This window comes from Thiorhodococcus fuscus, from assembly GCF_042682685.1.
GTDB classification, from domain to species: Bacteria; Pseudomonadota; Gammaproteobacteria; order Chromatiales; family Chromatiaceae; genus Imhoffiella; species Imhoffiella fuscus.
The window spans coordinates 87,739-108,665 of sequence record NZ_JBHUHX010000032.1; the positions used below are offsets into that span (position 1 = coordinate 87,739).

The 20,927-nt window shown below is 64.0% G+C and carries 16 protein-coding genes and 3 tRNA genes; 8 read left to right on the forward strand and 11 right to left on the reverse strand.

Translation table 11 applies throughout. The features are described from left to right. Positions 1–20 precede the first annotated feature (20 nt). Positions 21–1,085, reverse strand: a complete 1,065-nt coding sequence (locus ACFSJC_RS12455; protein ID WP_386027147.1) for an NAD(P)H-dependent flavin oxidoreductase — start codon at positions 1,083–1,085, stop codon at positions 21–23. Between the two features lie 90 nt (positions 1,086–1,175). Between ACFSJC_RS12455 and ACFSJC_RS12460 the strand changes: the two genes are divergently transcribed. The 4 genes from ACFSJC_RS12460 to ACFSJC_RS12475 all read left to right on the forward strand — a co-directional run bounded on the left by ACFSJC_RS12460 (position 1,176) and on the right by ACFSJC_RS12475 (position 5,451). After that, positions 1,176–2,051, forward strand: a complete 876-nt coding sequence (locus tag ACFSJC_RS12460; RefSeq protein ID WP_386027149.1) for a LysR family transcriptional regulator — start codon at positions 1,176–1,178, stop codon at positions 2,049–2,051. Further along, positions 2,048–3,214: a YbfB/YjiJ family MFS transporter gene (locus ACFSJC_RS12465; protein WP_386027151.1), complete on the forward strand. Its 1,167-nt coding sequence runs from the start codon at positions 2,048–2,050 to the stop codon at positions 3,212–3,214. Before ACFSJC_RS12460 ends, ACFSJC_RS12465 begins: the two co-directional genes overlap by 4 nt. Before the next feature lie 217 nt (positions 3,215–3,431). Beyond that, complete coding sequence (locus tag ACFSJC_RS12470) at positions 3,432–4,982, forward strand: serine hydrolase (protein ID WP_386027153.1); 1,551 nt, start codon at positions 3,432–3,434, stop codon at positions 4,980–4,982. 157 nt (positions 4,983–5,139) lie between these two features. Continuing rightward, the gene (locus tag ACFSJC_RS12475; RefSeq protein ID WP_386027155.1) at positions 5,140–5,451 is read left to right on the forward strand and encodes a YebG family protein; all 312 of its coding nucleotides are present in this window, start codon (positions 5,140–5,142) and stop codon (positions 5,449–5,451) included. 260 nt (positions 5,452–5,711) lie between these two features. Here the strand turns inward: ACFSJC_RS12475 and htpX are convergent, their stop codons facing one another. Next, positions 5,712–6,599, reverse strand: coding sequence for a protease HtpX (gene htpX, locus ACFSJC_RS12480; RefSeq protein WP_386027158.1), 888 nt, complete (start codon positions 6,597–6,599; stop codon positions 5,712–5,714). A 186-nt stretch (positions 6,600–6,785) separates the two neighbouring features. Between htpX and ACFSJC_RS12485 the strand changes: the two genes are divergently transcribed. Both ACFSJC_RS12485 and ACFSJC_RS12490 read left to right on the forward strand, forming a co-directional pair. Beyond that, positions 6,786–6,861 (forward strand) — tRNA-Ala (locus tag ACFSJC_RS12485). 56 nt (positions 6,862–6,917) lie between these two features. Beyond that, positions 6,918–6,993: transfer RNA gene (locus tag ACFSJC_RS12490), tRNA-Glu, on the forward strand. Between the two features lie 137 nt (positions 6,994–7,130). On the opposite strand, the gene ACFSJC_RS12495 is transcribed toward ACFSJC_RS12490, so the two are convergent. The 5 genes from ACFSJC_RS12495 to ACFSJC_RS12515 form a co-directional block, all read right to left on the reverse strand. Next, on the reverse strand, positions 7,131–8,516 hold the full coding sequence (locus ACFSJC_RS12495; RefSeq protein WP_386027223.1) for a ribonucleotide-diphosphate reductase subunit beta: 1,386 nt from the start codon (positions 8,514–8,516) through the stop codon (positions 7,131–7,133). Between the two features lie 185 nt (positions 8,517–8,701). After that, a complete protein-coding gene (locus ACFSJC_RS12500) occupies positions 8,702–9,163 on the reverse strand; it encodes a hypothetical protein (RefSeq protein WP_386027161.1) in 462 nt (153 codons plus the stop codon). Positions 9,164–9,381: 218 nt separating this feature from the next. After that, a complete protein-coding gene (locus ACFSJC_RS12505; protein WP_386027163.1) occupies positions 9,382–11,109 on the reverse strand; it encodes a potassium/proton antiporter in 1,728 nt (575 codons plus the stop codon). 105 nt (positions 11,110–11,214) lie between these two features. Beyond that, positions 11,215–11,529 (reverse strand): pyrimidine/purine nucleoside phosphorylase, encoded by a 315-nt coding sequence (gene ppnP, locus ACFSJC_RS12510; protein WP_386027165.1) that lies wholly within the window; start codon positions 11,527–11,529, stop codon positions 11,215–11,217. A gap of 81 nt (positions 11,530–11,610) precedes the next feature. Continuing rightward, entirely contained in the window at positions 11,611–11,886 is a 276-nt protein-coding gene (locus tag ACFSJC_RS12515) for a YMGG-like glycine zipper-containing protein (RefSeq protein WP_386027167.1), read from the reverse strand. 310 nt (positions 11,887–12,196) lie between these two features. Here ACFSJC_RS12515 and hcp point away from each other — a divergent pair, with 310 nt between their 5' ends. Beyond that, positions 12,197–13,486, forward strand: coding sequence for a hydroxylamine reductase (gene hcp, locus ACFSJC_RS12520; protein WP_386027169.1), 1,290 nt, complete (start codon positions 12,197–12,199; stop codon positions 13,484–13,486). A gap of 27 nt (positions 13,487–13,513) precedes the next feature. Here the strand turns inward: hcp and ruvB are convergent, their stop codons facing one another. Both ruvB and ACFSJC_RS12530 read right to left on the reverse strand, forming a co-directional pair. Beyond that, positions 13,514–14,566, reverse strand: a complete 1,053-nt coding sequence (gene ruvB / locus ACFSJC_RS12525; protein ID WP_386027171.1) for a Holliday junction branch migration DNA helicase RuvB — start codon at positions 14,564–14,566, stop codon at positions 13,514–13,516. 105 nt (positions 14,567–14,671) lie between these two features. After that, positions 14,672–16,162 carry an FAD-linked oxidase C-terminal domain-containing protein gene (locus ACFSJC_RS12530; protein ID WP_386027174.1) on the reverse strand — a complete coding sequence of 497 codons (1,491 nt, stop codon included), beginning with the start codon at positions 16,160–16,162 and terminating at the stop codon, positions 14,672–14,674. A 132-nt stretch (positions 16,163–16,294) separates the two neighbouring features. On the opposite strand from ACFSJC_RS12530, the gene ACFSJC_RS12535 reads away from it, so the two are divergent. Continuing rightward, a tRNA-Thr gene (locus ACFSJC_RS12535) sits at positions 16,295–16,370 on the forward strand. 300 nt (positions 16,371–16,670) lie between these two features. Here the strand turns inward: ACFSJC_RS12535 and ACFSJC_RS12540 are convergent. Together ACFSJC_RS12540 and ACFSJC_RS12545 are read right to left on the reverse strand one after the other, a co-directional pair. Continuing rightward, positions 16,671–20,036 (reverse strand): ABC transporter permease, encoded by a 3,366-nt coding sequence (locus ACFSJC_RS12540; protein WP_386027176.1) that lies wholly within the window; start codon positions 20,034–20,036, stop codon positions 16,671–16,673. Further along, positions 20,033–20,920, reverse strand: coding sequence for an ABC transporter ATP-binding protein (locus ACFSJC_RS12545; RefSeq protein ID WP_386027177.1), 888 nt, complete (start codon positions 20,918–20,920; stop codon positions 20,033–20,035). The genes ACFSJC_RS12540 and ACFSJC_RS12545 overlap by 4 nt, the downstream gene beginning before the upstream one ends. Positions 20,921–20,927 lie beyond the last annotated feature (7 nt).

Consider the following 20,927-nt stretch of genomic DNA (forward strand, 5'->3'; position numbering starts at 1 on the left):
TCAATCACGAATTAAATTGTTCAGCGCCTTTCCAGTTCACGAGCCAACATTTCAACAAGCTCTGCGGCTGGTCGTTCCCGTGCTAACGGTGCACCCTGTCCCGCCCATTGCGCGGCAAATTCGCTCAGGCCCAGCTTCGCGGCAGCGGCCGCCAATTGTTTTGTCGCGTCATAGGCGAGAGGGTAGGCGGCCGGCGCCGGGCTGCCGGCAGCCTCGCCATGCCGTACCAACCGGTTGACGAGGCCCCGGGCGGGACGACCGGAAAGCACCCGGGTCAGCCGCGTTGTTGCCGCCTGGGTGCTCTTGAGATTCTGACGATAACTCTCGTTGGCGGAAGACTCGGGGCATAGAACAAACGCGGTGCCCAGTTGCGCGGCCGCCGCGCCCAGATCGAGCACGGCTCGAATGCCCTGACCATCTATGATTCCTCCTGCGGCAATCACTGGCCGCCGGGTCTTGTGCACCAGCATCCGGACGAGCACGGAGGTGGCAAGCCCCTCATCGCTGGCGTCCGCATCAAAAATACCGCGATGTCCGCCAGCCTCTATCCCCTGCGCCACAATGGCGTCGATGCCGGCCTTCCCGATGAGATCGGCTTCCTGCACATGGGTCGCCGTTGCCATCGTGTAAATGCCTGCCTGACTCAGAGCCCGGACCCGATCGGGCGAGGGCACTCCGAAGTGAAAACTGACCACTGCCGGGCGCTGCTCCAGCAGCATGTGGAATACGTCGTCGTCATCCAGGAAGGAGGTATACAACTCGTTGAGCGCCGCCGGGGGTTCAACGCCAGCCTCTGCGAACAATGGGGCTAGATGCTCCAGCCAGGCGGCCTCGCGTTCCGGATCGCGTTGTGCGGGGGCGTGGCAAAACACGTTGACGTTGAAGGGGCGGTCCGTCAACGCACGTGTTGCTTCGATTTGCTGACGCCCTTGTTCAGCTGAAACGGCACCGATCCCAATCGATCCAAGTCCGCCAGCGTTGGAGACGGCTGCGGCAAGCTGAGGCGTGGATACCCCGGCCATGGGTGCCTGGACGATCGGGAGGCGGATACCGAGCCTGGCGAGAAATTCCTGACCTAGGTTCATGACTTTTCCTTCTGCATCTGAGAATGAGTGGCGTGTTATATTCTTTTTATAAGAATATTTCGTAGCAAAGATTCTCTCAAGAGGAAAAGCATGGATTCCGAGTCACTCCGAATCTTCTGTACCGTGGCCAGCGAATTGAGCATCACTCATGCCGCCACCCGGCTTGGTCGGGCACCGTCCAACGTGACCACCCGCATCCAGCAGTTGGAAGCGGATTTGGGTGCGGACCTGTTCGTGCGGATTGGAAAGCGATTGTCACTGTCCGCTGCGGGCGAGGACTTTCTCGACTATGCGAGTCGCATGATGGCTCTTGAGGAAGAGGCCCGGCATGTTGTCTCCGGTGGAACACATGGCGGCACCCTGCGCATCGGTAGCATGGAAAGCACAGCCGCGAGTCGGCTGCCATCGGTACTGGCCAGCTACCACGCCGGTTTCCCGGAGACACGCCTGGAGCTGACCACCGGCCCATCGCGGCCGCTGCTTGAGAACGTGCGCGCCGGCCAGCTCGATTGTGCCTTCATCGCCTTGCCTCCATCCTTCGAGAGCGTTTCGGCGCTGGGCGATCTGGGACTGACATCCCGCCCCCTGTGGCGCGAAAATCTGCAGTTGCTGCTGCCCGCTCATGAATCCGGCTGCGATCAGGTTGCCGACATCCAGACGCGCTCACTGGCCGCTTTCCCTCAGGGCTGCACCTATCGCAGCATGGCCGAGAACCTGCTCGGCATCGCCGGTTCGACGACCTGGAGAATCCAGGAAATGGCCTCCTACCATGCGATGACGGCTTGTGTTGCGGCCGGGGCGAGCGTGGCGCTGCTGCCTGCGAGCGTGCTGAAGCTGACGAGCACGCCGCCCGACTGCAAAGCGTTGCCGGCAGGCCAGTCCGACACGCTGCTGGTTTGGCGCGAGGGCTATAAGGTGCCCGCGTTTCAGCATCTGATACGGCAACTGGACGGCGCACGGTCATGAGCACCTCGTCCGCCGAGCGACCGGCCTACCGTTCCGAGTGGATATCCGCCATCCAGGCTGCCCTGGTGCTGACCATTGGCATGGGCTTCGGCCGCTTTGCCTTCACCGCCATTTACCCGCACATGGTGAACGAAGGGGTGCTCAGCCTGCGCGGCGGCAGCCTGGCCGCCTCCGCCAATTACGCCGGCTATCTGGTGGGAGCCTTGCTTGCCGTTCGCCTACGCGCCCACAAGGCCCACTGGTTTTGCCAGTTGTCGATTCTGGGTACCGCCCTCTGTCTGGCGGTGCTCGCGTTGTTGACGTCTACCTGGACAATCGTGGCGGTACGTGGCGTCGCGGGGCTGTTCAGCGCGTTGTCCATGGTCGCTGCCTCCCTGTGGTTGCTGGAACATCGCGGTCATTCGTGGGGTGCGCCGCTGCTGTATGCGGGCGTGGGCGTCGGGATTGCCGTGTCAGCGGAATTGCTGGTGCTTGCGGAAGCGAGCGGTCTGGATAGCGCTGGAATGTGGCTGATGCTCGGCATTGCGACGCTGATGATCGGCCTGATGGCTGCACCCGCCTTCCTGACAGGCGATCGCGGTGAGGTTGCGGTCGAGGGCTTGCGTGAAATGGCCCCTTCGAATGCCGATACAGCCATCGTTGCAGCCTGGCCGCTCGTCCTGATTTATGGCCTGGCCGGCCTGGGCTACATCGTCACCGCCACCTATCTCCCGACACTGGTGAAAACCGCATTCCCCGACCTGAATCCGGCTCACGTCTGGGCCGTATTCGGACTGGGCGCGGCACCGTCCTGCTATCTTTGGCATCGCGCTCACGAACGATTGGGAACCCGTCATGCCTTGCGTCTGAACCTCATCGTCCAGGCATGTGGTGTCGCCCTCCCTGTTGTTTTCGACTCGGGGGCGGGCTATCTCCTGAGCGCCCTGTTGGTTGGCAGCACCTTCATGGGCACAGTGACCATCGCCATGCCCGCAGCGCAGCATGCGGCGCGCCAGTCCGGCGTCAACTTGCTGGCAACGATGACGCTGGCTTACGGCATCGGCCAGATTATTGGACCGCTTCTGGCGGATGGTCTGTATGCGCTCAGCCAGACCTTTAACAGTTCATTGTTGTCCGCCGCCGCTGCCTTGGTCATCGCGACGTTCATCAGCCTTCGTCTATAGGCGGTCCGCAAGATCGGTTCCATCAAACATCGAGTTCCTCCAGAGAGTGCACGGGGTCAGAAACATAGGTTGCCTGATGTTGATTCCAGGTGAGTTGGGCGCAACCTTGTCCCCTTGATGGGGCCGTGCGGATGCGCCGACGGCTTGACAATAAGAGAGGGGAGGTATGGCGATGTGGGGGTGTGATGTAGCGAATTCGGCGAGGCGCGCCTGTGCGGTGCTTTTGATCTCGACCGTTTGTGTGTTGCCGGCTGGCGCGGAGGACCTCACGGAGGATCGGATCGACAGTGCGATTCGGGAGCTGGATCGCATGGCGCCCGAGTTGTTGCAGCGTTCCGGCGTGCCCGGCATGGCGATCGCCGTGGTCTCTGGGGACCGAGTTCGCTATCAGCGCGGCTTCGGTGTCCGTGCGCTTGGCGGCGGCGAGCCGGTCGATACGGAGACGGTCTTCCAGCTCGCCTCCGTCTCGAAGCCGCTGGCGGCCACCGTCGTCGCGGGACTCGTCGGGGATGGTCTCGTCGCCTGGGAAACGCCCGTCTTTCGTTTTCTGCCGAGCTTCGTCTTGTCCGACCCCTGGGTCACGCAAACCGTGACCATCGCCGATCTGCTCTCGCATCGCAGTGGATTGCCCGATCACGCGGGGGATCTGCTGGAGGATCTGGGCTTCGATCGGGACGAGATCCTGAAACGTTTGCGGTGCGCGCCGCTCTCGCCATTCCGCATCACCAATGCCTACACCAATTTCGGCTTCACGGCCGGCGCTCTGGCCGGTGCCTCGGCTGCCGGAATGGACTGGCCCGATGTCGCCCAGCAGCGGTTGTTCGCGCCGCTCGGCATGTACCAGAGCAGCTTCCGCTATGCGGACTATCTGAGCCGGACCAACCGGGCCGTCGCTCACGCCTATGTGGATGGGGTCTACCAGCCGCTCTATGAGCGCGATGCCGATGCCCAGTCCCCGGCGGGCGGGGCGAGCGCCAGTGTGAGCGATCTGGCGAAGTGGGCGCAGCTCGCGCTCGACGAGGGTCGCTATGAGGGTGAGCCGGTGATCGAGGCCGCCGCACTGTTGCAGACGCAGTTGCCGCAATCGATCAGCAATCCGGCTCCCACGGCGGACGGGCGTTCCGGGTTCTACGGCTTGGGTTGGAACGTCAGCTACGATGACGCCGGCCGCACCAAGCTCAGCCACTCCGGGGCCTTCATGCTCGGGGTTGCCACGAGCGTGACCCTCTATCCGGGGCTCGATCTCGGCATCCTGGTCCTGACCAATGGCGCGCCCTATGGACTGGCGGAGGCCACGTCGCAGACCTTCTTCGATCTGGTGCTGGAAGGGGCCGTGCAGGACGACTGGCTGAGCCTCTACTTCGGTCTCTTCTCGGCGCTCTGGGCCGAGGAGCGCGACTTCATGCGCGATTACAGCGTCCCGCCCGCGAGTCCCGTGCCGTCACTGGCGCGACCGGCCTACCTGGGCAGCTATTACAGCCCCTATTACGGTCCGTTGCGGGTGAACGCGGGCTCGACTGGGATGTCGATCACCCTGGGGCCGCAGTCCATGACCTTCCCCTTGAAGCATTGGGACGGCAATCTCTTCGTATTCGAAACGACTGGAGAGAACGCGCTTGGGCTCAGCGGCGCCGAGTTCGTGATCGGCCCGAGCGGCAGCGCCGACAGCCTCATCTTGGAGCGCTACAACAAGACTGGACTGGGCACCTTTAGCCGGCGGCCTGACCCGCAACAACCCTGCCAATCTTGGGGGCAATGCGCCGAGTAGAGAGGTTGGGTGCCACAGGGATGTGGTAACCGACCGGGGGACCTGGACTTCGCGGTCATGCTTGAGGTGCGGTGTGACCGCGTTGGCATGGCAAGGGTCGGGCGATCCGGCAGGTTATACTTGTGATCCAGATCTTACCTGTGGGGACACAACGACCATGATCGAGATCGAGTACATCGTGAGAGACAGCAAGGGAGTGGAGCGTTTGCGCACGACCGACAAGAAGGAGGCCGACGCCTACGATCGTATCTTGGAGAACGCTGAGCGTTTGGCGGATCTGCTGCGCGCGGATCAGGTTCTGCCCAACCTGCCAGAGACCGATCTGGAGGAGTTGACCATCTACCTCGCCCGCAACGCCCGTGATGTCGAGCGCGTTCTCAAGGGCAAGGCGCCAGAGCGCGAGGCATCCACAGCCTCTGCATCATCCGAGAAGCCGGACAAGGTGACCCCGCTCAAGGCGGCTGGATGAGTCATCGCGCTCTGATGGCGCAGTTTTGCGGCAAGGGTGGGGCGATCGAAACATGAGGGGGATGACGCAGGGTTTTGCGTCATCCAGACGGGCAGGGCGCTTCACCAGATTTCTGTGTTCTCGTTTGGGTCTGGGCCTTCCTTGGCCCCTTCGATCGGCCGCTCTTTGAGTGCCTGGGTGTGCTCCTGCTTCGGGAGCCTCCGCGTCTTCGCCTCCAAACGGGCTGACGCCGTATGTCGCCCTGCGAAGAAGATCAAACCTCAGTATTGAGTCTGCTCCAGCGCTGCGATGCGCTTTTCAAGCGGAGGGTGGCTGCGGAAGAGGGCCATCAGTCCCTCGCCGATTTTTCCTGAGATGCCGAATGCGGCGAATTCGCCTGCGGGCAGGTCCTGTGGTTCGTGGACGCGCTGTAGTGCGCGCAGGGCATTCGCCATCTGATGTCGGCTGGTCAGGCTGGCTCCGCCGGCATCGGCCCGGTATTCGCGGAAGCGCGAGAACCACATGACGATCATGGTCGCGAGCACCGAGAGCATGATCTCGGCGACGATCGAGGTGATGTAGTAGCCCACCCCATAGCCTTCCTCGTTCTTGAGGATGACGCGGTCGACGAAGTGCCCGACGATGCGCGCCAGGAAGACGACGAAGGTGTTCACCACGCCCTGGATCAGTGCCAGCGTCACCATATCGCCGTTGGCGACGTGGCTGATCTCGTGCCCGATGACGGCCTCGACCTCATCCTGACTCATGCGCTGAAGCAGTCCGGTGCTGACGGCGACTAGCGCATCGTTGCGGTTCCATCCGGTGGCGAAGGCGTTCGGTTCCGGCGAGTTGAAAATGCCGACCTCTGGCATGCGAATGCCGGCCTGGCTCGATTGGTTGGCGACGGTGTTCAGCAGCCATTGCTCGAACGGGCTGGTCGGCTGATCGATGATCTGAACGCCCATGCCATGTTTGGCCATGGTTTTGGAGAGGAAGAGCGAGATCAGCGATCCGCTGAAACCCACGATGGCGGCCATGATCAGGAGCGAGGTCATGTCGATGCCGCCGTTTTGCAGCAGGGCTCCGTCGAGACCGAGCAGACGGAAAACGACGCTGATGACGACCAATATTGCCGCGTTTGTCAATATAAACAATATGATGCGCGTCATGAATCAAAAACTCCAGACAAAGTGAAAACTATGTATAATAGACGCCGCTTGAGTGGGGCAAGAGCCCTATCGCTGCCGTCGAATGCGCAGCAAAAGATATGGGGCTCAAGCCGACGCAACAAGTGGTGAAAAATAAAGTTTGACAAGATCGTCTTTCACCATTAGTATTTCGCGTCTCAGAGCACTGGGGCCATAGCTCAGCTGGGAGAGCGCAACACTGGCAGTGTTGAGGTCGGCGGTTCGATCCCGCCTGGCTCCACCAAACAATACAATCCGACCATTTGGGTCATGGGTCGGGTTGATCAGGATTAAGTTCCTGTCCCCATCGTCTAGTGGCCTAGGACACCGCCCTTTCACGGCGGTAACCGGGGTTCGAACCCCCGTGGGGACGCCAATCCGAAAGGGGCTCAGCGAAAGCTGAGCCCCTTTTTCTTTGCGCGCGATAAGTTGCGGCGCATTCCGGCGTCAGTCTGCGTCGTCATGGATCCGGGGGTGCATCGCACCCTCGGAGTCCTTGCGGTGTCTTCCGCGTCAGTCCCAGTTCAACGCGCCGCCGGTCTGGTATTCGGTGACTCGCGTTTCGAAGAAGTTCTTCTCCTTTTTGAGATCGAGCACCTCGGACATCCAAGGGAAGGGGTTGGTCGCGCCTGCGTATTGCTCGGGAAGGCCGATCTGTGCGCAGCGGCGATTGGCGATGAAGTGCAGATATTCCTTGAACATCGACGCATTCAGCCCGAGTACGCCGCGCGGCATGGTGTCGTGGGCGTATTGGGCCTCGAGTTCGACCGCTTCGCGGATCATCTGTATCAGATCCTGTTTGAAGTCGGGCGTCCAGAGGTGTGGATTCTCGATCTTGATCTGGTTGATGACGTCGATGCCGAAGTTCATGTGCATCGACTCGTCGCGCAGGATGTACTGGAACTGCTCTGCCGTGCCGGTCATCTTGTTGCGTCGGCCCATGCTGAGGATCTGCACGAATCCGACGTAGAAGAAGATCCCCTCGAAGATGACGTAGAAGGCGACCAGCTCGCGCAGCAACCGCTGGTCGCTCTCTGGCGTGCCCGTGTGGAAATGCGGGTCAGCGAGGTGGCGCGTGAAGGGCAGGGCCCATTCGGCCTTGCGGGCGACGGCCGGCAGCTCGCGATACATGTTGAAGATCTCGCCCTCGTCGAGCCCCAGGCTTTCCACTACGTATTGGTAGGCGTGGGTGTGGAGCGCTTCCTCGAACGCCTGGCGCAGCAGGTACTGACGGCATTCGGGGTTGGTGATGTGGCGATAGACGGCCAGCACCAGATTGTTGGCGACCAGCGAGTCGGCGGTCGAGAAGAAGCCGAGATTGCGTTTGATGATGGTGCGCTCGTCCTCGGTCAGGCCGTTGGGGTCCTTCCACAGCGCGATGTCCGCGTTCATATTGATTTCTTGCGGCATCCAGTGGTTGGCGCAGGCGTCCAGATATTTTTGCCAGGCCCAGTCGTACTTGAAGGGAACCAGCTGATTGAGGTCGGCGTGACAGTTGATGATCCGCTTGTCGTCGACGCGCACGCGTCCCGCACCCATCTCCAGCGATTCCAGTCCGGTCGCGCCGCCAGCGGTCTGTGCGAGCGCCCCGTCGGTCTCGGCCGCTGCCTGGTTTCCCAGGGGAAGCGTGTCCTGGATCTCCAGTTCCGGCTCGCGGGCGTTTTCCGCGACAAACGGGTCGGCCGCGACGACCGGCGCCGCGCCTGCCGTGGTCATGAGGGTGTGATTGGCGACGAGGCCCTGGCCGGGGCGAATCTGCCCCGCCGTGTGCTGCGGGCGGATGCGCGGCGGCACGGCGCCGGTCGATGTCGCAGGCTGAGCCTCCTGGGGGGGGACGCTCGATGCAGGCTGAGGGGCGGAGGGTTTGGCGGTGGAAAGCGGGTCGTCCCAATTCAGCATGGTCATCTGTCCTCGGCTGAGCGTTGAATCTGGCCCGGCGCATGGATTGCGGGCACTGGAGAGGGTAGCCCGAAGTGGCTCGGGCGATGTCCAAACGTTAAAGGGATTCGGTCGGGATGTCCAGCGCGGATACTAGATATTGTGTTTTGTGCGTTTCCGTCGCGCAGTATGTGGTTCTATCGGTTTCAGGCGAGACCGCTTTCTTCTACCCATAGGCTGCGGGTTTTCGGCCGGTCGGTCGGCGGGAGTGGCCTCTGGGAGTCGGTGCTGATCGCGGTCGAGCGGGTGATGACCGTCTCTGGAAGATAATGCGTGATCAATCGATACAGCGCGGCGGCGGCGGATTTGGCTTGGTCGACGCGCAGATGATCGAAGCAGATCATGGTCGGCTTGATTCGCAGATAGGATTCCGGCTGTGAGAATCGCTCGAAGATGGCTCGGGCTTCGCGTTCGAGGGCGCTGAAGTTGCGCCTCAGTCGGGCGTCGCAGCAGGGCGGGAGGGTGATGTAATCCCACAGCACGTCGGCAGAGCGCTCGCCGCTGCGCACGACCACATAGGGCGTTTGAGTCTCGCGGCACGTATGAAACCAATCGCTGTCGGTGAAGGTGTCTTTGGCGTCGACTAGGTCGAAAGGGGCGTCAGACATGGGGCTCTCGCTGTGATCCGGGTGATGCGTGAAGGTTGATCCTGTCAGACCTGGTGCTCGCCAGGGAGTACCGGGTCGGTACGGCCGCGAACGGATCGCGGAATCGATCAGCGCTTGCTGCTTTGCTGATGATGTGATGAAAGAATCAACTCATTCGCAACGAATGTCGATTCTGGTTCTCCCCAGGTTGAGCGAATTTTTTGGGGTTCGGAGTCGGTTTAGGCCGCGCCCGGAAGCTTGAGTCCAACCTTGAGGATGCGGTCGTTCTCGACCTCGCGCACGACCAGTTCCAGTTGCTCGATCTGTAGCCGGTCGCCGACCACCGGATGGGCCGAGAGCGTGCGACGGATGAGCGTGTCGAGCGTGATGTCAGGGTCGTGGTGTTGAACCTGGATTCCATAGGCGGTGCAGAGATCGCCGAGTCGAGCCGAGCCGTTGAGAACGAACGCGCCGAAGAAGGCCTGATCGCTGAGATGGGGCGATTCGGTGGGCGCGACGAACAGACGGTCCAATTCCGCCAGATCCTTGGGGTCCGCCATGAGGTAGAGATAGTCGCCGGCTTGGGGGGCGAATGGCTCCAGAGCGTCGAGCAGATGGTGGTCGCGTAGCAGGGCCACGATCCTCGCTCCTTTGGGAAGGTGGAGGAGTTCGGGTCGTCTGTCCACCAGGATGGGGGCGTTCGGGGCGAGCTGGTAGCCGACGAGCTCCAGTTCCTGCTGTCCCGGAATGTCCAGCTCGACACGCTGCACCAGATGGGTCGTGGGTGGTACCTCCAGTCCCAGCCAGCGCGCCAGCACGCCGACGGTCCAGCCCTGGATCACCAGCGAAACCAGCACTACGAAGAAGACCACGTCGAAGTACATCTGGGCATGCGGAAGCCCGGCCAGCAGCGGAAAGAGCGCGAGGACGATGGGAACGGCCCCGCGCAGACCGACCCAGCCGATGAAGACCTGCTCGCGCCAGGGAAAGCGGAACGGCAGCAGGCAGATGAGTACGGCGAGCGGTCGGGCCAGGAAGATGAGCACCCCGGCGAAGAGGAGCGCTGCGGGCGCGACCGGCAGCAGTTCCGACGGCGTGACCAGCAGGCCCAGCATGAGGAACATGGCGATCTGGGCCAGCCGCGCGATGCCATCGTGGAAGCGCTTCACTTCGAGTCTGAACTGGAGCGGCCGGTTGCCGATGACCAGTCCGGCAAGATAGATGGCGAGGAATCCGCTGCCGCCGGCCGCCGTGGTCGTTGCAAAGAGGCTGAGTCCACCGGCCATGGCCGCGAGCGGGTAGAGTCCCGGCATCATCTCCAGTCGGTTGATGAGCCAGACCAGGGTGAATCCGCCGGCGAGTCCGAGCCCGGCGCCGAGTCCCATCTGACGCAGGAACTCGGTCAGCATGACCAGGCCAGGGTTCTGGTTGTCGCTGAGCAGGATCTCGATCATGGCGATCGTCAGGAAGACCGCCATGGGGTCGTTGCTGCCCGATTCGATTTCGAGAGTGGCGCCGATGCGTTGTTTCAGCTCCAACCCCTGCGAGCGCAACACCGAGAAGACCGCTGCGGCGTCGGTGGATCCGACGATTGCGCCCAGCAGCAATCCCTCGAACGGGGGCAGATCCAGTATCCAGGCGGCGCTCAGTCCCGTGATCACAGAGGTGATGAGTACCCCGATCGTCGCCAGCCCGGCTGCCGGCTTGAGTCCGACGCGGAAATTCTTGTAGGGCGTCGCCAGACCGCCGTCGAAAAGGATGATGGCGAGGGCGAGATTGCCGAACAGATGCGAGAGCTGAACGTCGTCGAAGGCGATTCCGCCCGGACCGTCCTCGCCCAGCAGCATGCCCATGACCAGGAAGACCAGGAGCAATGGCGCCCCGAGCCGGCTGGTGAGGACGGAGGTCAGGACGCTGACGAAGAGCGCGACCGAAGCGATCAGGATGATCTGATTAGTGAGTTCCATACCTTGAGCGAGAGGAGGCGAGCCGCATGTGGCTTGGGTCGAGACGGTCTTTCAGTTACCCCGGCCGCCGCCGCGCGCTCGAGGCGTTTCGATTCTAGGAATCTGCTAAGGAAGGTATGAGCAGCAGTAATCGGTGAGTTCGTTGACCTTGACGGTGAAACTGGAGTCGGCAGGGACCTCGAAGGATTCGCCGCCAACGATTCGCCGCCAGCCGCCGGTCCCGGGCAGTTGGACCTCCAGATCTCCGGTCAGGATCTCCATCAACTCGGCGTCCTGGGTGCCGAAGGTGAAGGTGCCCGGCTGCATGATTCCGAGCGACTTGCGGCTGCCGTCCGCGAACAAGAGGGTACGGCTGATCACCTGTCCGTCGAAATAGACGTTGGCTTGCTTGATAACGGTGACGTTTTCGAACTGCGACATAGGGTACTGTCTCGTCAAATCTAATGATGAACGGGGATCCGGCCGCGAATCGGCGCGGCCGGATCCTGGGGGAGCCGGGGCTCAGTAACGCGGGTAGCGATTGTCATAATCGCGGTTGCGATATTCCCGGTCGTATTCCTCCTGCTTTTTGTTCTTGTCGTAGACATAACCGCCGAGCGCGCCCGCGCCGGCACCGATCAAGGCGCCCTTGCCTGCATTTCCGCTCAGCGAGCCGATGGCCGCACCGGTGGCGGCGCCAACGGCGGCGCCGCTGCCCGTGCGTGAGCCAGTGGTGGTGCCGCATGCCACGAGCACCAGGGAGGAGGCGAGTGTGAGTGATAGAGCGAGTGTCTTCATGGTCGTGGTTTCCAGATGTTCTCAGCGGCTGGCCGAAGGCCGGATCCGCTCAATATGGAGGCTCTGATCGATGTTGGCAATTCCCTTCTGTTGAGCGTGCCAGACTGGATCGATCCCTTTGCCACGCGAGAGGCTGACTGTATTGGTCGCCTTTTCTCGGTGGTCTGGTCGATTTGACCTTGGTCAAGGAGCCAGGTTCTCTGTCCAATCAGACTTGGCCCCGAGCGCGGCTCCTCGACCGGTCCAGGATCGAACTGCAAGAGCGAGGGCTGCTTGGCTTGCCATCCATCATGTTTCGTTCGAGGTTCCGATGTTCTGCAATCAATGTGAGCAAACCTTCCGCCAGTCGGCCTGCGTCAACTCACCCGGTGTCTGCGGCAAGGACGCTGACGTTCAGTCGCTCCAGGAAACCCTGCTCTACGGTCTCAAGGGCATGGCCGCCTATGCCCATCACGCGCGCCGGCTCGGCAAACACGACGAACGGGTTTCGGCCTTCATCGAGGAGGCCCTGTTCGCGACCATGACCAACGTGAACTTCGACCTCGACAGCCTGCTCGAACTCTGTCTCAAGTGCGGCGAGATGAACCTGAGGGTCATGGAGCTGCTCGACGAGGGGCATGTCGAGACCTTCGGCAAGCCGTCTCCGACCCAGGTGAAGGAGGGCACCCAGGCCGGTCCGGGCATCCTCGTGACCGGCCACGACCTCCTGGATCTGTGGAATCTGCTCCAGCAGGTCGAGGGGACGGACATCAAGGTCTACACCCACGGCGAGATGCTGCCGGCCCACATGTATCCCAGGCTGCGCGAGCATCCCAACCTGGCCGGTCAATACGGCGGTGCCTGGCAGGAGCAGAAGAAGGAGTTCGCCGCCTTTCCGGGGCCGGTGGTCGCCACCACCAACTGCGTGCTGATTCCGCCCGAGAGCTACAAGGGTCGTCTTTTCACCATGCGTGCCACGGCCGTTCCGGGCGGGCCGCGTCTGGACGAGGACTTCTCCGCCGTCATCGAGGAGGCGCGCCGCTGCGAGCCCTGCCAGGAGCGGATCAGCGGCGAGTCGACCATCGGTTTCCACCGCAGCGTGCTGTTGGATCATGCCCAGACGATCGTCGACGCGGTCAAGGCCGGCCAGATCAGCCGCTTCTTCGTCATCGGCGGGTGCGACGGCGCCGAGAAGGGGCGCAACTATTTCAGCGACTATGCCCAGGGCACGCCGAAGGATTCCTTCATCCTCACCCTGGGCTGCGGCAAGTTCCGTATCCGCGACTACGACTACGGGGAGCATCTCGGATTCCCGCGTCTGATGGACATGGGGCAGTGCAACGACGCCTACGGCGCCATCTCGGTCGCCGTCGCCCTGGCCAAGGCGTTCGACTGCGGTGTCAACGATCTGCCCCTGACCCTGGTGATCAGCTGGTTCGAGCAGAAGGCCGTCGCCGTCTTCCTGACCCTCTTGAGCCTGGGCGTCAAGGGCATCACCCTCGGACCCAATCCGCCCGCCTTCGTCACGCCCAACGTCTTCGCCATCCTGCAGGAACGCTACGACCTCAAGCTGACCGGCGATGACCCCCAGGCGGACCTGCGCTGCGTCGTCGGTGCCTGAAGCTGGAGGCTGGAGGCAACCCTCTGTTCAGGCGTTCGCGCCGTCGAACAGATCCGGGATGGATGTGGCTTCCCGACCCTTGGGGTCGGGCAGTCCGAAATGCCGGTAGGCCGACTGGGTTGCCATGCGTCCGCGCGGCGTGCGCATCAAATAGCCCTGCTGGATGAGGAAAGGCTCCAGCACGTCCTCGATGGTCCCGCGTTCCTCGCCGATCGCCGCCGCCAGGCTCTCGACGCCCACCGGGCCGCCGTCGAACTTCTCGATCACCGCCTCCAGCAGACGCCGGTCCATGTGGTCGAACCCCTGATTGTCGACCTTGAGCATGCTCAGCGCCTGATCCGCCACCTGGACGCTGATGCGCCCGTCGGCTCGGACCTGGGCGAAGTCCCGCACCCGCCGCAGCAGCCGGTTGGCGATACGGGGCGTGCCGCGCGAGCGCCGGGCGATCTCGGCGGCACCTTCGGGGTCGGTCTCGATTCCGAGGATCTGGGCCGAGCGTCGCACGATGTGGGTGAGATCCTCGGCCGAATAGTATTCCAGCCGCTGGACGATGCCGAAGCGATCGCGCAGCGGCGAGGTCAGGAGTCCGGCGCGGGTGGTAGCGCCCACCAGGGTGAACTGAGGCAGGTCGAGCTTGATCGAGCGCGCGGCCGGTCCCTCGCCGATCATGATGTCGAGCTGATAGTCCTCCATCGCCGGATAGAGAACCTCTTCGACCACCGGGCTGAGACGGTGGATCTCGTCGACGAAGAGCACGTCGCCCGGATCCAGGTTGGTGAGTAGGGCGGCCAGATCGCCCGGTTTCTCCAGCACCGGCCCCGAGGTCTGGCGCAGATTGACCTGCATCTCGTGGGCGATGATGTGCGAGAGGGTCGTCTTGCCGAGTCCGGGCGGTCCAAAGATGAGGACATGATCGAGCGCCTCGCTGCGTGCCCGGGCGGCGCCGATGAAGATCTCCATCTGCTCGCGCACCGCCGGCTGGCCCACATAGTCGGCCAGTTGGCGTGGGCGGATCGCGCGATCCATCGCCTTGTCGTCCGAGGCCGGTTCGGGACTGATCAGACGTTCGGGCGTACTCATCGGACGATGGCTCGCCGAAATGAACGGATACTGAGATGCATGGGAGAAACCCTAGTCTTTCTTTGCGTCCTTCGCGCCTTTGCGGTCCAAGTCGAAGGACAGTGATCAATGGTGCGCGTGATGCGCCCTCGGGGTCGGCAGCTCGCGATACTCGGAGCAGCGGCGCGGAGTCGGAATGCCCTTGCCCGGATTCAGCAGGGCGTCCGGATCGAACGCCTCCTTCACCGCATGGAACTGGCGCAGCTCCTCGGGGCTGAACTGGACGCACATCTGATTGATCTTCTCGATCCCGACGCCGTGCTCGCCGGTGATGGTACCACCGACCTCGACGCAGAGTTCCAGGATACGACCGCCCAGCTCCTCGGTGCGCTCCAGCTCGCCGGGCCTGTTGGCGTCGAACAGGATCAATGGGTGCATATTACCGTCGCCGGCATGGAAGACGTTCGCCACCCTGAGTCCGTACTCCCGCGACAGCTCGGCCGTGCGGCGCAGGACCTCGGGCAGTGCGCGACGTGGAATGGTGCCGTCCATGCAGTAATAGTCCGGCGAGATGCGGCCCACCGCCGGAAAGGCTGACTTGCGCCCCTGCCAGAAGCGCAGCCGCTCGGCATCGTCCTGCGAGGTGCGGACCTCGGTCGCGCCGCTTTCCAGCAGCAGGTCTCGGACCTGCATCACCTGCTCCGAAACCTCCTGGTTGGTGCCGTCGAGCTCGCAGATCAGGAGCGCCGCAGCCTCTGTCGGATAGCCCGCATGGACGAAATCCTCGGCGGCCTGGATCGCGGGGCCGTCCATCATCTCCAGTCCGGCCGGGATGATGCCGGCGGCGATGATGTCCCCGACCGCCTGTCCGGCCTTCTCGACATCGTCGTAGGCGGCGAGCAGCGCCTGGGCGCGCTCGGGGACCGGGAGCAGCTTCACCGTCGCCTCGACGGTCACGCCCAGCATGCCCTCGGAGCCGATGTAGAGCGCCAGCAGGTCGAAGCCGGGCGAGTCCAGCGCCTCCGAGCCCAGCTCGATCAGCTCCCCATCCATGGTCACGAAGGTCACCGACAGCAGATTGTGGACCGTGAGTCCGTATTTGAGGCAATGCACACCGCCCGAATTCTCGGCGATGTTGCCCCCGATGGTGCAGGCGATCTGGCTCGACGGATCCGGGGCGTAATAGAGTCCGTGCGGCTTGGCCGCCTCCGAGATCGCCAGATTGCGCACGCCCGGCTGAACGCGCGCCGTTCTGGCGACCGGATCCAGATCCAGGATGCGGTTGAAGCGGGCGAGGCTCAGCAGAAGCCCGTCCCCGAGCGGCAATGCGCCGCCCGAAAGCCCCGTCCCCGCACCCCGAGCGACCACCGGCACCTGGCGCTCGCTGCACAGCCGCAGGATGCGCTGCACCTCCTCGACCGTGCGCGGAAGCACCACCAGCAGCGGCAGCTGGCGATAGGCGGACAGACCGTCGCATTCATAGGGTCGAACCTCCTCCTGTCGCTCCAGCACCGATTCGGCTGGAAGGAAGGCACGCAAGGCAGCGACGAGATCGGTCCGCGCCGCCACGATCTGCGGGTCGTCGAACGGGATTCGAGCAGGCTGGATCAGGCTCATGGGTCTCGGTCTCCAGGTGGGCGCGCGGTTGCCTCGCCGTCATTGCGACGTTGAGATAACCTTCGAATTCACTGTATAATCGCCGCCCCGTCATCCCCATTCAAGGGTGTGGCGCACTCCGCATATCATTAAGCTGGCGTAGCTCAGTTGGTAGAGCAGCTGATTTGTAATCAGCAGGTCATCGGTTCGAATCCGTTCGCCAGCTCCATAAAATCAAGGTTTTGCTCAGTCCTTCGGACTTGTTCGTTGTCTGGAACCGTTTTAGGTAACAAGCGCAAGTCGAGCGGAATTCCTGGGTTCAAAATTTTGTACACAAAAAGCCTGCTCCTTGGGCTGCCCCCAAACCCCGACGTCTACCTCGGACTTTGGTTCCACGTTGCCACGGTTGCCGAGGATGGATGACCCGCTCAGGGTCTGTGCGTCCGATGTAGGGCGTGTTGTGATGTTGACGGCCCCGGCCTCCGAGTTGCGCCCGAACTGAGCCTGACCGGGCGCGTGCGGTTTCTCCTCATTCAACCACATGCATCAGGTTGTCCGCCGGCGCTCGCTCGTATCCCGGCCAGGCATCGAGATAGAGGAAGGCGGTCTCATCCGGCCCGGAAAAGCGTGGCGACGAAGCGTCGCTCGGCGGATCCAGAGTCAATCGGTTTCGCTCGACCCGATAGCGCCATGCCTCGGCGACCAAGCGGCTCGCCAGCCATTCACCCTCGAACCAGTGCCAGCGCTCGCCGGTGGGCGGCTGGGTTGCGGCCTGCACGTCCGATGCGTTCGGTGCGCCCAGGATGCGTGCGCTGGAGGTTGCGCCGACGATGCTGGCGAGCGTGGTGTCGAGATCGTCGCCCCGACGGATCGCGGTCAGGAGTGTCGCAAATTGGGCCGGCGTCTGACGGGCGGTCCAATCGAGCGCGGCGAGCGGGCCGTAGTCGCGCGCCCAGCCATCCGAGGTGGCCATTCGCAGCGCCCCGACCGGGACCGAGCTACCGGCGAGCGCCTGAGTGGTCGCATCGGCTCCGCGCGCGATCAAGGCCGTGAGGGCATCGAGACCGTCGGTTTCAGCGACGCAGAGCAGGCCGATCGCGCCCGGCACGCCAGAGGCGAGCCAGAGCGAGCCGGGACCCTGACGCAGGTCGGCAACATCGCGTATCTGCCGTTGGGCGAGCGCGGTTGCGATCGCGGCGCGGCGTTTCCAGCGCCCGACGCCTTGATCGGCGACGTCCCAATGCGGATCCTCGGCGAGGAGCAGACGATCACCGGCCAGGGTCGAGTCGCCGAGGGCGCGAGGCCATTGGACAACGCCCTGAACGTTTGGCACCGACCCGAGTCGACGGGTGACGCAGTCCCGCATCGCCGCCAGATCCTCGGCGATCGTCGCGGCGGTCTCCGTGCGGGTTCGGTCATGGACGAATTCGAAACCGCCGAGGAGCGAGTGCCGTGCCCTCGGTGCCCAGATGACGGCGAAGTCGAGCGGGCCGTCGATGGTGTCTTCGTGTTCGGCGGCGTCGGTCTGGCCTGCGATTCTTACGCGCCAACTCCAGTTGCCTGCCGGTGCGGCGGCTCCGCTCGGTACCGAGGTACGGTATGCGGGGAGCGTGACCTCGGGCCAGAGGCCATGCGTGACACGCTCGGCCGGGACGCGCGGGACACGGTCCGGATCGAGGCCCAGTCGTGGCAGAACCTCGGTGGCATGGAGCCAGACGCTGTCGCGAAGCAGCCAGGATGGGCGATGCTCCGCACTCCAGCCGAGCAGACGTTGCGACCAGACCAGTTCGATCCGGCATCCTGGTGCGCCGCAGTCGGCCAGTTGCAGCGCCAGGTGATCGCCTTCGACGAGGGTCGCCGTTTCCTGGCCTTCGACCAGCGCCTGTTCGAGTCTGAAGCCGTCGGGAAGCTCCGCATGCAGGAGACCGCCGACAGCGTGCACGCCATTCAGTGTCCAGCGGCCCCGGAGCGTTCGTTCGGCCGGATTGACGCTCAATTCGACCGTCCCGCCAAGCACCGCGAAAGGTGCGGCTGGCGCGAGCCAACGCTGCTCCCAGTGGGCGTTTTTGGTCAGTTGCTGGGTCAGCGTTTCGTAGGTGCCGTCGATCCTGTAGTGCTGGTACAGGTGGATCTCAAGCCCGATCAGCGCCAGCGCGGCGAGCAGGGCCACCTTGCCTGCGGGACCGGCAACACGGTGCCGGAATCCGGGCCAGCGAACCGCCCAGCCCGTCTCCGTCCCGCGCGGAGTCAGGGTTGCGGCCAGGGCCAGCAGCAGAGCGACCAGTGCGAGCTTGAAGGCGCCGCTACTCAAGATCTGCTCCAGCCAGGGTCCGAGTCCGGTGAGGCCGGAGAGCGCGATGTCGACCGGTACACCGATCTGGTGCGGCGGATAGCTGACAAGTCCGGTCTCGTGATTGACGATGAATACGAAGGTTGCGAGCACCGATGCGGCATAGGCCGGTCCGGGGTGACGGATCAGGGCGTGCAGCAGGACGGTGACGGCGGCGAGTTCAAGCAGCGCGGGTGCCAGGACCAGGACCTGATAACCCAGTGTGAGCGCCAGGTCCAGACTCTGCGGAGCGATCAGCGCCGTCGTGATGAGCGTGCCGATTCCGGGCACCAGTGCCAGGATCAGTGTCAGCGCGACGACCGTGACGAGCCGTCCGATCAGTCGCACAGCATTCGGTGCCGGCGTGGCGTCCAGCATCTCGCCGAGACCGATCTGATCGTCGCGGCGGGCCGTGATGCCGACCAGTCCCGCGACGACGAAGGCAATGATGAGATAGAACAGCTCCGTCAACAGCGGCGCGACCAGCTCGGGGCGCGGCTCCAAGGGGCCGTCGGCGTGCTGGACGATATGGTAGACGGCTCCGACGACGGCGAGCACGGTCAGAAACCCCAACGCACCCCAGACGCGGCGCCGCGACAGCACTTGCCAGAGCTGCCATCCCGATTCCGCAACCAGCGCCAGCCACCAGGACGGTTTCGTTATCGGTCCCGGCAGGGCGGTCGGCGCTGACATGGCCGGCATCGGTTGTCTTCGCGCCGATGGTCGCGCCCGTTGGACCGGCTCCAAGATCAGGGATTCGCGGGTCGTGCGGCGGATCCCGGCCCAAAGTAGGGCCAGTGGCAGCAGACACCAGAGAACACGGCTTGCGAGCAGCGCTGGAGTCGGCGCCAGCAGGGCGGTGGATTTCTCATGGGGCGTCCAGTGCTCGACCTGATGCTCGGCCTCGGCGAAGCCGGAAGGATCGAGCAGGGTGGCGAGGACGGGGCTGGCGTCGGCGCTTTTGAGCACGACCATCGCGACCATCCAGAAGGTCATGAAACCGGCGGCGACGATGAAGGGGCCGATCAGGCTGCGGCTGCGGATCGCCGCCAGGTAGTAGAGCGCCCCGGCGCCGAGCGCGAGCGGCAGGGTGAAGACGAGCCAGGCCCAGCCGAGCGCCGCCCAGGGAGCGGGCGCGATCGACCCGGCCGGCACGGCGCCTACCCATTCCAGCAGGGGCGCGGCCAGGAAGCCGACGATCTGCGAGCTGCCGAGCAGCAGCGCGATCCCCAGCGCGCCGACGAAACGGGCCGTCAGCCACCCCGCCAGGGGCACGGGCGCGGTGAGCACCAGCTCGTTCAGACGCGCCGATCGGTCGCGCACGATCGGCTGGGCGAAGACCCAGGCCCAGGCGAAAAAGAGGAAGAAGGCGTCGCCCGAGGTCATGAGATAGACCAGGCTCGGCGCGTTGCGCGGGATGTCGACCGCGCCCATGTCGCGCAGATAGCCGGAATGGGTGAGCACCATCAGCAGGTAGCCGACGAGTACCAGATAGATCAGCGGAACGACACCGCTGCGCAGTCCCGCGCGAAACTCGTCGAGCGCCTCATGCCAGAAGGGGCTCATGCCGCGACCTCAAGGATGCCGGTCTTGGCAAGCGCGACATGGTAGGCGTCCTCCAGGCGTGGGTGGTGGGGCGCGAAACGGCCGTCCGGGGCCGTGCTCGACTCGACGATCGCCAGCGTGCCGCCGGGCACGGCCGAGAGATGCACCGCGTCCGGCGGCGTTTCGCCGCGCGGCACGATCCACGACCAGAGCCGGTCCGCGAGTCGCCCGGTCAGTTCGGCGGGGGTGCCCTCGGCGACGATGCGTCCGCTGGCGAGGATGGCGACCCGCGCACAGAGGTTCTCGACGTCCTCGACGATGTGGGTCGAAAGCAGCACCACCGCCTCGGCGGCCACGTCGGCTAGCACCCGGTGGAAACGGTTGCGCTCGGCCGGGTCGAGCCCGGCGGTCGGCTCGTCGACGATCAGCAGCCGGGGCGACCCGATCAGGGCCAAGGCGATGCCGAAGCGGCGCAGCATGCCGCCCGAATAGGTTGCGACCGGGCGGCGAGCCGCGTCGGTCAGATTCACGCGATCCAGCAAGCGCTCGATCTCGGCGCGACGCTTGCGACGATCGGTGCGCCCCTTGAGCCAGGCGAAGCGCGTCAGCAGTTCGTGCCCCGAAACGCCCGGATAGGCGCCGATCTGCTGCGGCAGATAGCCAAGTCGGCGGCGCACCCGATCGGGTTCGGCGAGCAGGTCGATTCCGTCGAGACGGATCTCGCCGCGATCGGGCGTCTGCAGCGTCGCCAGGGTGCGCATCAGGGTGCTCTTGCCGGCACCGTTCGGGCCGAGCAGTCCGTAGAGTCCGGGCGCTACCTCGAGATCGATGCCGCGTAGGGCCGCGATGCCGTTGGGATAGGTCTTGGCGAGACCGCGAATGGAAAGTCCTTCAGTCGGAGGCATGGTGGGT